The following is a 12,873-nucleotide window of genomic DNA, read 5'->3' on the forward strand; positions in this document are numbered from 1 at the left end:
GTCAGGCCAAGCAGGCCGGTATACAGGCTGCGGCTGTCGATCGTCATGCGCGTCCTCTCGGTCGAAGGTCCGCGCCAACTCTATCAGCACCCTACGCTGCACGCCTCAACGGCTTTACCCACACCAAAGCCGGAAGCGCCTATTTTCTTCACTGGCTGTAGTCGAGATACTTCCGGGGTCGCCCCTCGTGGGCTGGACGCTGCCCCCAACTCCGTCCCGTTGTATCGAAAGGAGTACGCCAGCCATGCGCAACAGGATACTGGGATTCCTCTTCTGCGCCGGGTTGTTGCTGACCCAGGCACCCGCATCCACGGCGGGCCTCATCCCGACAGCCCCCCGCATGCCGGGTTACAGTGCCATCGCGGGACCCGCGCCCGACTTCACCGCCACGTACTGGTGGAGGGAGGACGGCTCGACCCAGGTGAACGGGGACGCGCCGCGGGATGCCGTCGTGGGAGTGGGACAGTTCGACTTCTACGTGGAGGACGAGTTCCACAACCCCTACACCGCTTTCCTCTATCAGGTGTCCAACATCGCCTACCGGCCCGCCGCGGGGCTCAATGGCCTCAGCGGCTTCAGCCTGCTCGACATCTCGCCCTTCGCGTACGGGTACATCATCACGCCGAACGACCCGGTGACCGGGACTGACTGGACGGCGCTCTTGTCCGCGAGCCCGAACTGGCAGGCCATCCTCTCGGTGGACCCTCCGTTGGCCACCGCCGGGCTGTACCCCCTCGGTGAAGGACCGACTGGAGCTTTGAACGCGGCCCTGTTCGGCTACCTGGTCCCGGGATTCGCGGAGATCGGGGAGCGGGACGCCGCGGTCAACACGTGGGGCTTTGACGAACTGGGCGGCGGCCTGGGACCTCGCGACTTCCGCATTGGCCGGGTGAGCGCCCCGGTGCCGGAGCCGGGCACGCTGCTGCTGCTCGCGGCGGGCCTCGTGGGTTTGGCCACCCTGCGCCGCAGGGCCTAGCTCGCAGCGCACCGGATCTTCATGACGTGGGGCGCACCTCCCGGGAGGTGCGCCCCTTCGTTTGTGGATGATCCCGGACTGGGAGGGCCGGGCTTCGGGCTGCCGGTCCGGGGAATCGGTCCCGCCTACTTCCCCACCGCCGCATAGACCTTCAGGTGAATCGTCCGGGGCACTTCCCGCGGCCCCAGCGCCCCCTCGGCCTTTCCTCCCAGGTGCACCCGCCCCGCGACCCGCATGTCCGCGCCGAGTACCAGGGCCGTGTACCGGGTCCCGGCCCGCAGGCCCGAGTACGAGTCGACCGCCTGGCCCGCGGCCCCCAGCGGATAGAGGCCGGCGGCGCGAAATGAAAACCACCAGCGCTCCCAGCCCGGATGCAGGAACCGCAGACCGACCTCGAACCCGGTCAGGATCTGATCTTCGTACCGGCCGGTCTCCGGCGTGGGCTCCGTCCCGGAACGGGGCGAGATGCCACGCTTGCGCCACCCCGCGCCCAGCGACCAGTAGCCCTGAGTGGCGGCGCCGCCGAATCCATGGCCGGCTTCGAGCCGGCCTTCGAGCGAGAAGTCGCCGCTGCCGGTCTGCAGATTCAGCCCCGAGCCCGGATGCCCGGGCGACGAGGCGGGCGCGGGATCGCCGATCGGCAGGCCCGCGATCACGGACGCGGAGACAACCAGCGGTCCCCGCACCAGCCCGGTGGTGGCTCCCAGGCGCAGGTCGCCGACACCGGCTTCGGACCCCAACCCTTCCTGACGCACCGCGCGCAGGGCCTGCCAGTCCGCGACCAGTGTCAGCCAGCGGTCCACTACCCCCAGCTCGCCGTAGATCGCGACGACCTGCTGCGAGTATGCCGAGGGAAGTTCGCGCACGGCGCCCGTGGAGTCGAAATAGCTCGAGGCGCGGATGCGCGCGTAGCTCACATTCAGGTAATAGTCCCCCGCCGCGCGGGTCCACGGCGAGGCGGGCGCGGGAGCGGCCCAGATCGAGGCGAGACACACAGCGGCCCAGGCCGCCCGCGACCTCATGGCGCGAACCGCGGCAGTTTCACGGGCTCGCCCCGCGGCGGAACGCTGCTCTCCTCCAGCCCGTTGAGCCACGCGATCTCGGATGCAGGCACCGAAAGCCGGCCCTCGGTTCCCTGCGCCAGCCACGCGGCCAGGCTGAGCCCGCCCGGCGGGGTGCGCAGCGCCAGGCGCGCCGGCTGCACCGCGAGACGCGCCGGGTCCCGCAGGTCGCGCACGCTCTCGACACAGGCGGTGAAGCTGGCACGCACGCCGCCGCCCGCGGCCGGCGCGCCCACCCACTGGAGCAGCGAGCCGGACTGCCACGACACCCAGGCCGCCAGCAGCTCCTGCGTCCCACCCTTGCCGTCGGGAGCGCTCACCGTGCCCATCCACGCCTCGTGCCCGCCGACGCGGCTGGTGCCGCCGGAGGCCGCCGCGATGCGGCCCTGCTGCCGCAGCGAGGCCGGATAGCCGCCGACATCCGGGCCCTGCCACTTGACCAGCGTGAGCTGCAGCCCCGCCTCACCCTGCGCCGCACGGGCGGTCACCGCGCTGCGCGCGTTCTGGATCTTCCAGCCCGGCGGGAAATCCACCTGCAGCTTCAGTGCGGGGTCGAAAAACCGCGAGCTTTCCACGTAGCCCTGCCGCGGGTCCTCCCCGTACACCACGCCATCCAGCGCCTTCCGGTAGTCCGCACGCAGCACCGCCAGGGAACCGGTCGTGCCCCCGACGGCCGCGTCGGCCAGGGCCCGGGTGCGCGCCTCCCGATCGCCGGGGTCCGGGTGGGTGGAGAGGAACGTGGGGAGGGTGCCACCCTCGCGCTGTCGCATCCGGTTGAGCATGCCGTAGGTGGACGGGATCTCGCGCGGATCGTAGCGGGCGCGGGTGGTGTACTTCACACCCAGCTCGTCGGCCTGGGTCTCGTCGTCCCGGCTGAACTTGAGGAACAACAACCCCAGGCCCTCAGAGGCCACTCCGGCGTAGCGGTCGAACCCGTGGATCAGCACCGAGCCCAGCCCCAGGCCCAGGCCGGCCAGCTGCTGCTGCGTGGCCTGGCGTGCGCTGTGCCGGGCGGTCACGTGCCCGATCTCGTGACCCAGCACGCCGGCCAGCTGCGCCTCGCTGTTCAGTGTGGCGAGGATTCCCCGCGTCACGTAGATGTAGCCGCCCGGAAGCGCGAACGCATTGATCACCGGGGAGTCCAGCACCCGGAAGTGCCATTTCAGGTCCGGCCGCTCCGAAATCGCGGCCAGCTTCTGCCCCACGCGATCCACGCTCGCGGCCAGCCCGGCGTCGTCGTACAGGCCGTACTCCGCCACCGCGGCCTCGTCCCCCTGCTCCCCCATCCTGAGCTCCTGGTCCGCCGAGACCAGGCTCAACTCGCGCTTGCCCGTCACCGGGTTCACGGCACAGCCGACCAGCAGGGCCATCCACGCCGCCACCAGCCCGGTCCGGGTCCAACCGTTTCGTGATCGCATGACATCTCCTTCCGCGGGCGCCGGACCCGTGGGACATCCCTCCCCACGGCCTCCAAGACAGGGGCTCGCCGCGCCGTCCCTCCACACTACGCCACGGGGGAAGTCTGCGCCACTCGCGCCGGAACCCCCCTCGTGCCGCCGTGCCCAGGAAGCGCGGGAGCCCGGGACCAGCCGGTCCCCGGGCTCCGGTTCACTCAGGTCACCGACGATGCGCCGGGCCGCGATGCGGCAGGTCGAACTCCACGCGCGCGGCGCCGCGGGGGCGGATCGGGCACATGGTCGCTCCACGGGACTGGGGGGCGCCGCGGACCGGCCTTCGGGCCGCGGCTGAAGCGCCAAGCCCCCCGGCGCCGTGGGCTCCGGGGGGCTCGCGATGCTGCGCACGCCTGCCGCGTCAAGCGGCGGGCGGCCGCGCTAGCGGAATGTCCTCCGCAGCCGGCCCCAGGTGCTGTCCGTGGTCTTCGTGGGGTTGGTGCAGCAGTCATGGCTGTCGTCGAACCGGGTGCTGCCGAGGATGATGTGCTCACCCGAGGCCAGGGTCACGTGCAGCGCGCGGAACACGTACTCGTCCTGCCCCTGGCAGTCCTTGTTGCCGTCCTTGCTCATTTCGTTGACCACGACCGTGGCCACTCCCGGGATGGTGAACACTTCGTTGAATGCCCCGGACGGGGTGACCGGGTTTCCGCCGATGGTGAGCGAGGTGAAGTGGCTCCTGCGGCGGTGCTTGGGAATCGCGCAGCAAGTGTCGTCGTCTTCCGAGTGCATCCCATCGAAGGTGATCTTCGCCGGATGGCCGTCCAGGACCACTCCGCTGACCAGGTCGTTGTCGCTGTGGCCACCGCAGGTGTCCGACTGCGTGTGGCTGTCCGAGCTGGCGAGCTGCAGCACGGTTCCCATGGCGACGTTGTAGGCGTGGCTGGTGAGCGAGCCTCCCGTGGAGGGTAGCCAGCCGGTGTCGCAGATGTACGTGGAGGGGTACCCCATGCTGGGAACGTAGACCCAAGCGCCGTACGCACGGCCGAGCACCGCAGCCGAACCAACCGCCGGGACGATGAGCGCCAGGGCCAGAGCCAGGGCGAGAGCCGGGCGCTTCATGCTGCTGAGGGTGTAGCGCTGATTCATGGGGCGTGCCTCCTGTGTCGGCGCTGCTGGTGGAGCGCGATGTCATCACGGCCAGGTGGGCGATTGACGAAAGTGGTTGATCTCGCGATGATGAGAATCTTATTGCAGGAATAGGGCTTAGCGGCCCGAGGCTGTTCCCAAGTAGACTTTAGTATAATACACAAGCTGCCTTGGGTTGGCAAGTGCAAACCGCCTTGAAGCCCCGAAATCCAGCCACTTGCACGGGCCCCTCCAGCCCATTCCCGGGGACCCCGCCGCACCAACATGGAGAGGGGCCGGCGAGCTGGCCCGCCGGCCCCATGATGCACCTCGCAGGAGGCGCTCTCCCCTACTTCTTCCTCGCCAACTCGAACACCGCCACCCCGTGCTGCTTCCCGCCCTCATAGCTGGCCCACTCGGACCGAAGGTGGTCGGCGTCCACCAGGTCGATCTTCGCGCTGTGCATGTGCGCGTCGCGTTTCGGGTTGATGCCCGGGCTGGGCTCGTAGTCGAAAACCAGCTGCTTCGCCGTGGATTTCTGGCTCAGCAACATGTGGGGCTGATTGCCGTGCGCGCAGTAGTGGGTGAGCGCCACCCGGTGGCCGGCACGGGTGTACATGGTGACCATCTCGTGGGGCGTGCCGCCGAAGATCGTCTCCATGACGGTCGAGCCCGCGGCGGTCACCTTGTACGTGACTTCCATGTCAAAGGTCTCGCTGCCGTGACTGGCCTTGCCGGCCCAGGTTCCCTCCAGGGCCTTGAGGCTCTCGAAGGCGGGAGAAGCGGGCGGAGCCGAAGCCGGGGCGGTGCCCTCGGCGGCATACACGGCAAGGGGAAGGAGCATGCACAGTGCGGCGCAGGATAGGGTGAGGATGGTGCGCTTCATGGGAGTACCTCCTGGAAGCATCAAGATCGGCCCGCCGGCCTGCGGGCGCTCTGGGAATCCCGCGCGCTCCTGGCGCGACGCGGGGCGGGCACGGAAGACGATACAACGCGGAGCAGGGACGTGGAAAGGGGCGCCGGCCGTTGTGCGCCCGCCGTCATGGGGCGCCCGCCGTTGACATCCCGACCCCTCCCCCACACCATGGGCCCAGCTTGCCCCAATGCCACTCCCACAGGAGCCCTTCCGTGACCGTACCGCGCCCGCGCATCACATCCCGGTGCATCCTGGCAGTCTGCCTGGCCGCGGTATTGTCCCCCGCGGGCGCCGCATTCGCATCGCCACCGAATGCAACGGCCCCGCGCCCCGGGGGCCACACCGCTGCCCGCTCCTCCCCCGACCTCTCCCGCGACACGCTCGCCGTGGTCGGCCCCCGCGCCATCACCGCCGAGGACCTGGTGAAGCGGATCGAATGGATGCCCTTCGATGGCGCTGGCGGGCCGGGGGGAATGGACTCCACGAAGGTGCGGGCGCTGCAATCCCTGGTGGGCGAGGCGCTGCTGTCGCAGGAGGCACACCGCCAGGGACTGGGAGAGGGCGGCCGCATCGCGCGGATGATCGCCTCGTTGCGCCGCGCCCTGGCGCGCGACGCGCTGTACCGTGAAGTCACCCGTGGCGTGACGGCCCCGGCAGCCGAGGTGGAGCGGATCGTGAGTGCGCGCGCACCGCGGGCCCGGCCCCCGGCACGCGCCACGTTGCGCAAGGCGGTCTCCGACTCCCTGGCGGCGCTCGCCCGGCGCGATCGCGCCGCGCGGTTCATGGAGGGCGCCCTGCGCGGACAGCGCGTGGAAGTGGATTCCGCCACCTTCATGCTGCTGGCCGACTCCCTCCGCGCCCTTATGGCCGAACGCCGCGCCGGCGACGGAGCCGGACGCGGCCACCCGCTGGACCCCGGCGACGTGGACGTGCTTCTGTCGCTGCTCGCCCCGCACCTGGAGCGGCCCATCGCGCGCCTCCCCGACGGGCCGCTCACGCTGGGGGACGCGCTGGAGGACCTGCGCTACTACTCGTTCTTCATTCGCTCGCTGGCGCCCCGACGCTTCGCGGTGGAGCTCAGCATGAAGTTCCGCGAGGTGGTGGAGGCGGAACTGATGGCCCGCGAGGCGCTGCGGCGGCATCTCGACGCGCGGCCCGAGGTGCGGGCCGACCTCGAGATGTGGAGCGGGGCGTGGCGCGGGCGGCTGCTGCTGGAGCGCGTCGCTGCCGGCGCGGCGGCCACCGAGGACGAGGCGCTGCGCCGGATGGCGGTATTCGAGCCGCAGCGCGCCCGGCAGGCGTGCGAAGTGGACGTGGAGGAGGTGCTCTCGGCCACGGAGGCGGACGCCGGGCGTGTCCGCGCCGAACTGGACTCCGGCGCTCGCTTCGATTCGCTGGCGCGCGCCCGGACCTCGCGCGCGGAGTGGCGCGGGAGCGGCGGCCGCTCGGGCTTCTTCCGCGTAGCGCTGCGCCCGGGCCTGGGCACCGCGGCGCTGCTCGCGCCACTGGATTCGCTGCGCGGGCCGGTGAGGCTGCCGGAGGGATCGTCGGTGTTCCGCGTCCTGGGCAAGCGGCTCACGCCCGACTCCGCGGCGACGCGCACCGCCGTGGAGCGGCACATGGACGCCATCACCGCCGCCCGCCGGTCGGAATGGGTGGCGCGCCGGACCGCCGAAATCGCGGCAGACACCCCGCCCGCGATCCGCTACGAGCGGCTGCCGTCTCTCGAGATCCTGGACACCCGCATGGTCACCCGGCGCACGCTGGGATTCGGGGGCGGCATGCTGGCCGCCCCGGGGCTGCCGCCGCTGTGGGAGTGGGTCCGGATGTGGCGGCCGGGGCGCCCCGCGCTGCCGTAGAAGCCTACGGCAGCAGCTTCACACCCAGCGACACGAACGCGTTGCGCTTCAGCCCCGGCTCCAGGAAGGCGGCGGTCGCGGGGTTGATGAAGGCCGACGCGGCGTACTTCCGGTCGGCCAGGTTGTTCACGCCCGCGCGCGCCTGCACCTGCAGCTTGCCGGCCTCGACGCGGTAACCCGCGGCCGCGTTGAGCAGGACGTAGGACGGCACGCTCAGCGTGTTGGCGTCGTTCGCGAAGTAGCTTCCCAGGTGCTGCGCGCCGATCTCGGCCATGCAGCCGGGCTTCGGCTCGAAGGCCAGCCGGGCGTTCAGCATGGTGTTGGCGATCCCCGGCACCTTGTTCCCCGAGAAGTCGCCGAGTTCGTTGGAGTATTCCTGGTACTTCGCGTCCATCCAGGTGAAAGCCAGCGAGAGCGCCAGGGAGTTCGCCAGGCCGGCCTCGCCGCCGAGCTCGAATCCGTAGCGGCGAGACCTGCCCGCCGAGAAGAAGTACCCGCCGCCGTTGTAGGGCACGATCTCGTCCCGGATGCCGATCCGGTAGGCGGCCGCGTTGTAGCTCACCCTGCGCAGCAGCCCCTCACCTTCCAAGGCTCGATATCCCTTGGCGCCCAGCTCGACGGTGAGTGAGGTCATCGGCTTGAGGAACGGGTTCAGGTACGCGTCCTTCAGCGTGTCGGGCGGGTCCACCTCGTTGAACGCGGGCGCCTCGATCCCCCCACCCAGGGTGAAGTACACCGAGTGCGTGGGGGTCACCCGGTACAGCGCGGCGAACTTGGGCGTGACGCGATCCAGGTTGAGTTTCTGCCCCACGGTGGCCGCCAGCCTGCCGGCGGCGAACTCCTCGTAGATGTAGCGCTGCCGGTCGAAGCGCCCGCCGGCCGTCAACTGCAGCCGGTCGGTGAGGTCCACCTGCGCCTGGGCGAACACGCCCAGGGCGTCGGCGCCCTCCCGCTTGTTGGTCCGCAGCGAGTCGCCGCGCTGACCGTCGGCCAGGTTGTAGAAGAGGATACTGCCGTCGAGGTAGGCCTCGTCCAGGCCCGCGGTGAATCGCGGCCCGGTGCCGTCCGGGTTGGCGCGCCAGCGGTACACCATGCCGCCGCCGACGTGGTAGCGATTGAAGTCGCGATAGGTGCCGCGTTCGGAGCGCTGCAGCACCTTGGGGGTCACGTAGGCGGTGGCCTCGAGGGTGCTGTGCGGCCCGAAGTCGGTCACCAGGTTCAGGCCCAGGCGCCCCACGCGGTTGTAGCGGCGCTCGTCGCGGGACTTGTACATGGCGTTGGCCTGGGTCGCGGCGGAGTCGAACTGCTGCTGCGTGAGCGCCCCGGGAATCTGGAACTTGTTGGAGCTGGCGCCGGCCAGCAACCGGAGCACACTGGATTCACCCAGCTGCGCGGTGAGCACCGAGCTGAACTGCGTGGTGCGGCTCCGGGTATGGTCGCGCCAGCCGTCGAACCGGGAGTTGGACGCGGTGGCCGAGAACCATGCGGAGCCCAGCGGCAGGATCCCGGTGACGCTGTTCTTGCGGAATCCGAACGCGCCGACGATGTTGTCGCTCGAGACCGAGGCCGGCCCGTTCCGCGCGCCCGTCTCGATGTTGATCAGGCCACCCGAGGCGTTGCCGAACAATGTGGAGGCGTTGCTGCGCACCACCTCGATGCGGCTCGCCGCGGCGAGGTCCACCAGGTCCAGCGCGCTGCGACCGTCCGGGTCGGTCTCGGGGATGCCGTCCACCAGCACCTTGATGCCGCGGATCGTGGACGAGTTGGACTTGTCGCCGCTGGCGCGCGCGCCGAAGCCGCGGATGGTGAGGCGAAGGTCACCGCCGCCGGCGCGGCTCTGCGCCTGCACGCCGGGCACCATGCCCAGCGCCTCGTCCAGCGCGAAGTGGCGGCTGTTGGCGAAGGACCGCGCTCCGGCCACGGTCACCGCCATCGGCAGCCCCAGCGGGTCCTCGCCGAGCCGGGTCCCGGTCACGGAGATCTCCGGCAAGCGGTAGCGCAGCGAGTCGGGCGAGGAAGCGGCGTGGGCCGCGGACACCGCTCCGGCCAGGGAGAGCAGTGTGAGGAAACGGCGGATCACGAAGGGCTCCTTTCGGGTTGCCCGGGGCGAGGGTGGCGGCATCCGGGGCCGGTCGAGTCTTTCGGGGGTTTCACGGGAGGCAGGCGAGGGAGGCGGGGAGACACTCGCGCCCCGATCCCCGTGAATCCCGAGCATGTTCGGCGTTTCCCGCGCGAGGGTCAAGGGCGACCGGGCCGGCGACCGGGCCGGCTCACCAGCCGCAACAGCTTCCCCCCGGCGCTGATATCGGGGGTCTCGCGCACCAGCCGCAGCGTGTCGGCCTGCCGCCAGAACTCCGACACCACCCGCTGGCCCGACTTCCTGCGGTGGAGCTCCGCGAGCACCGCGGGCACGAAGGCGGCATCCTCCAGGCCCGGCACCGCGGGGCTGACCACGATTGCGATCCGAACCAGGCCTTCGGGGCCCGCCTCCTCGCGAAACTGGAAGTCGTCCGGGCCGCCGCCCGCGCGGGCCACCAGGTCCGCCACGATGGCTGCGAGGTCCGCGCCCAGCAGGCTCATGCCCTCACCCGTCAGCTTGTCGCGGCTGCCCACGCCGTGAATGTGCAGCCGCATCCCGGCGGCGCCGAACGCACAGTCGCACGGACGCCTCTCCAGCGTGCCGAAATCCCCCAGCTCCGTGTTCAGCAGGATCTTGCCCGTCGCGGTGGACAGGGTGGTGTACAGCAGGCTGCGCGCACCGGGCACACCGGCGGGCTCCCCGCCGGCGATCGCCGCCAACCGGTCCTCGTAGAGGTGCATACTGTCGGGCGGATCCCCGGAGGGGCAGGCGGCTGCGATCAGCCCGGTCTCGGTGGAGACGTAGCGCGCATACGCGCGCGCGCCGCCGGCCTGCAGGAATTCGTGGCGGCGGGCCGTGAGCGGCTCCCCGCCGGTGAGGAACACCGCACCGCGCAGGTCCAGGCCGCGTTCCGCTGCGGCGCGGGCCACGCGCACGGCGGAGCTGGTGAACGCCTTCAGGTAGCATCGCCCGTGCTCCGCGAGGGCACGGCGCATCCAGTCCGCCACCTCGCCCGCCCCGTCGGCGCCGGCGAAGCTCGCGCGCGGCGCGCGCAGCCCCGCGAGCGCGCAGGAGAAGGCCACAAATTCCATGGCCATGCGGTCGGCCAAGCCGCTGCGCACCTGCGAGAACCAGGCCCGCGGGGGTTTTCGGAAGCGGAGCTGGATGAGCAGGTTGTGGATGCCGGAGATGGACGGCAGCGCGGGCATCCAGTACGCGCCGGGCGCGTCCAGCAGGCCGTGTGCCTCGAGCAGCAGCAGCTCGTTGTCGGCCTCCTCCGCCAGGAACTCCCAGTCGTAGAGCACCCGGGTGCCCGCGGAGCGGCTGCCGCTGGTGGAACCGGCGACGGCCCCGCGGGACGGGACGGGGTTGTCGAAGTCGGTCTCGCGCGTCGCCCGCTCCAGCCCCGCGCGGCGCACCGGGGCGCGGGACTTGAACTCATCCAGCGAGAGGCGCACGCCGGCGTCGCGCAGCTGTTCCAGGACGCGCTCCAGCCCGGAGCGTCGAACGCTGTGCTCCAGGTCTTCGTAGGCGCAGCCCGCGTGCTTCAGGAGATCGAGATAGGGGCTGTCCGGATGGTCGAAGATGCGCGAGCGGGCCAGCTCCAGAAAGCGGGGCTCGCGCCGCTGCATCCGGTCGAGCAGGCGGGCCCGCGCCGACCCGGGGGTGAGTGGCGCGCGCAGGTAGTCGTGAAGGCCGAGCGCCAGCGAGACGCGCGATCCGGCCTGGCGCAGGTTCATGCGGAGTATTTCACGCGGGCATTCCCCTCGCACCCGGCCGGGGGCCGGCGTGCGGCCGGGCATCCCGGCTAGCGGGCCGCGACGCGATCCAGGAAGGAGAGATCCACGAACCCGGTCGGGATGGCCTTGATGTAGCCCAGGCGCAACATGAGCTCGAGGATGCGGTCCATCGCCTGCGTGCTGCGCACCGCGTCCACGTTGGGCCGGTTGTGCTCCAGGGCCTTGCGGATGAACACCGGGCTCACGCCCACGTAGCGGCGCGCCATCTCGGCGGCCTCGTCGCGGTGCTCGTTCACGTAGGCCGCGCCGCGCGCAAAGGCGTGCACCACGCGGCCGACCAGGCCGGGATCCTCGTCGCGCAGGCTCTTCGTGGTGCACAGCGAGCAGCCCGGCGCGTCCTTCCAGATGTCGCCGGTGCGGCGCACCACGGTTCCCACGCCCAGCTCCTCGAGCATCGTGGCGTACGGCTCCACCATGGAGGCGGCGTCCACGCCCTGGCCGAAGAAGGCGATGATGGCCCCGTCCCCGGAGGGCTGGCGCAGCAGCTCGGCGTCCTTCCAGCCGAGGCTCTCGATGAGCCCCATGGCCGTGAGGTCCTTCATCCCGCCGCGCATCGGCACCGCGACGCGCTTCACGTCGGGGATGGCCATGCCCTTGCGCACCACGATGGCGGCCTCCTCGTGGCCCGAGCCGCACACCACCACCAACGGCGCCTCGCCCTCGGCGGAGGCGGCCACGCGGGTCCAGGGGATCACGCCGAACTGGGAGTCCCCGCGGTGCAGGCGGGTGGGCACCATCCACGCGGTGGGCTCCACGTTGAGCTCGGAGGCGAGCCCTTCGTCGCGGAAGAAGCCCTTCTCGTGGGCCACGTAGGCCGGGGTCTGACAGACGCCCCGGAGGACGGAAATCTGAACACGACTCATCTGCAGGACTCCTGCGAGCGGGAATTGGCGAGGTGTGGCGACGGGGGCGACCGGGCGCAGGAGAATCCGCTCCGGGTCGCTCGCCGGGACGGCCCATGGTAGCACGTCCCTGCGGATGGTATGCGCTGGATCGCTGGGTGCGGGTCCGGGCGGCCGAAACCCGCGCCGTGGACCCGGGAGTTCGCTAGCGGTAGATGGTGCGGAGGCGGCCCCAGCTGACGGCGTCCGTGGGGATGATGCAACCGGCCAGGGCGTGGAAGGTCGGGCCCGTCGTGGGCACCACGTGAAGCCCGAAGACCTGGCCGGCGGGGCAACTGGAGTACTTGGCCTTGAACCCGCCCACGGTGGGGACTGCCTTGGAAGTCGCGATGCTCCAGTTGAGGGTGGCATCGTCACAGATCTTGGAGTTCCAGCCGGAGGGCGTGGCCACGATGGACTTGGCCTTCTGCGGACCCATGGTGTACACGGTGAGCTGCGCGCACTTGTAGCCGGGCTTCATCTGGACGGCGTACGTCGCCACGCTGTCGGTGCAGGTGACGGATACCGTTCCATAGCAATTGGCGGCCCCCAGCGAGCCCTGGGAGGGGCAGCCCGCGGCCGAAACCTCCCGGACCTGGGATACAATCGGGAGCAGCGACGCAATCAACAGAATAGCGGTCAGACGCAAAGCAACTCCTTGGGTTGGGACCGTGGGGCGGCATCCGGGGCCGTGAAGCGAGTGAACATCGCGCGCTTCACGCGTCCCCCTGTCGGAAGTATTGGATGCCCCGCGGATCTCGCTGTTTCACAATTATCGCATA

10 protein-coding genes are annotated in these 12,873 nt (G+C 70.8%); 2 read left to right on the forward strand and 8 right to left on the reverse strand.

The window, feature by feature from the left end; all coding sequences use genetic code 11:
- Nucleotides 1–340 precede the first annotated feature (340 nt).
- The gene (locus HZB25_06385) at nucleotides 341–976 is read left to right on the forward strand and encodes a PEP-CTERM sorting domain-containing protein (protein ID MBI5836852.1); all 636 of its coding nucleotides are present in this window, start codon (nucleotides 341–343) and stop codon (nucleotides 974–976) included.
- 125 nt (nucleotides 977–1,101) lie between these two features.
- Here HZB25_06385 and HZB25_06390 read toward each other — a convergent pair whose 3' ends face one another.
- The 4 genes from HZB25_06390 to HZB25_06405 form a co-directional block, all read right to left on the reverse strand.
- Entirely contained in the window at nucleotides 1,102–1,998 is an 897-nt protein-coding gene (locus HZB25_06390) for a hypothetical protein (GenBank protein MBI5836853.1), read from the reverse strand.
- Nucleotides 1,995–3,455 (reverse strand): M48 family metalloprotease, encoded by a 1,461-nt coding sequence (locus HZB25_06395; protein ID MBI5836854.1) that lies wholly within the window; start codon nucleotides 3,453–3,455, stop codon nucleotides 1,995–1,997. The genes HZB25_06390 and HZB25_06395 overlap by 4 nt, the downstream gene beginning before the upstream one ends.
- Before the next feature lie 414 nt (nucleotides 3,456–3,869).
- On the reverse strand, nucleotides 3,870–4,577 hold the full coding sequence (locus tag HZB25_06400) for a hypothetical protein (protein MBI5836855.1): 708 nt from the start codon (nucleotides 4,575–4,577) through the stop codon (nucleotides 3,870–3,872).
- Nucleotides 4,578–4,905: 328 nt separating this feature from the next.
- Nucleotides 4,906–5,442, reverse strand: coding sequence for a hypothetical protein (locus tag HZB25_06405; protein MBI5836856.1), 537 nt, complete (start codon nucleotides 5,440–5,442; stop codon nucleotides 4,906–4,908).
- Between the two features lie 242 nt (nucleotides 5,443–5,684).
- Here HZB25_06405 and HZB25_06410 point away from each other — a divergent pair, with 242 nt between their 5' ends.
- Complete coding sequence (locus tag HZB25_06410) at nucleotides 5,685–7,331, forward strand: hypothetical protein (protein MBI5836857.1); 1,647 nt, start codon at nucleotides 5,685–5,687, stop codon at nucleotides 7,329–7,331.
- A 4-nt stretch (nucleotides 7,332–7,335) separates the two neighbouring features.
- Here the strand turns inward: HZB25_06410 and HZB25_06415 are convergent, their stop codons facing one another.
- The 4 genes from HZB25_06415 to HZB25_06430 form a co-directional block, all read right to left on the reverse strand.
- A complete protein-coding gene (locus HZB25_06415; GenBank protein MBI5836858.1) occupies nucleotides 7,336–9,411 on the reverse strand; it encodes a TonB-dependent receptor in 2,076 nt (691 codons plus the stop codon).
- A 158-nt stretch (nucleotides 9,412–9,569) separates the two neighbouring features.
- The gene (locus HZB25_06420) at nucleotides 9,570–11,150 is read right to left on the reverse strand and encodes a hypothetical protein (GenBank protein ID MBI5836859.1); all 1,581 of its coding nucleotides are present in this window, start codon (nucleotides 11,148–11,150) and stop codon (nucleotides 9,570–9,572) included.
- A 68-nt stretch (nucleotides 11,151–11,218) separates the two neighbouring features.
- Nucleotides 11,219–12,073, reverse strand: coding sequence for an ABC transporter substrate-binding protein (locus HZB25_06425; protein ID MBI5836860.1), 855 nt, complete (start codon nucleotides 12,071–12,073; stop codon nucleotides 11,219–11,221).
- Between the two features lie 184 nt (nucleotides 12,074–12,257).
- On the reverse strand, nucleotides 12,258–12,740 hold the full coding sequence (locus HZB25_06430; GenBank protein ID MBI5836861.1) for a hypothetical protein: 483 nt from the start codon (nucleotides 12,738–12,740) through the stop codon (nucleotides 12,258–12,260).
- Nucleotides 12,741–12,873 lie beyond the last annotated feature (133 nt).

This window comes from Candidatus Eisenbacteria bacterium, assembly GCA_016235265.1.
Lineage (GTDB): Bacteria > Eisenbacteria > RBG-16-71-46 > RBG-16-71-46 > JACRLI01 > JACRLI01.

Coding starts and splice junctions, on each gene's coding strand:
- HZB25_06425 (MBI5836860.1), bottom strand. CDS start 12,073: ATGAGTCGTGTTCAGATTTCCGTCCTCCGGGGCGTCTGTCAGACCCCG.
- HZB25_06405 (MBI5836856.1), bottom strand. CDS start 5,442: ATGAAGCGCACCATCCTCACCCTATCCTGCGCCGCACTGTGCATGCTC.
- HZB25_06390 (MBI5836853.1), bottom strand. CDS start 1,998: ATGAGGTCGCGGGCGGCCTGGGCCGCTGTGTGTCTCGCCTCGATCTGG.
- HZB25_06395 (MBI5836854.1), bottom strand. CDS start 3,455: ATGCGATCACGAAACGGTTGGACCCGGACCGGGCTGGTGGCGGCGTGG.
- HZB25_06400 (MBI5836855.1), bottom strand. CDS start 4,577: ATGAATCAGCGCTACACCCTCAGCAGCATGAAGCGCCCGGCTCTCGCC.
- HZB25_06385 (MBI5836852.1), top strand. CDS start 341: ATGCCGGGTTACAGTGCCATCGCGGGACCCGCGCCCGACTTCACCGCC.
- HZB25_06420 (MBI5836859.1), bottom strand. CDS start 11,150: ATGAACCTGCGCCAGGCCGGATCGCGCGTCTCGCTGGCGCTCGGCCTT.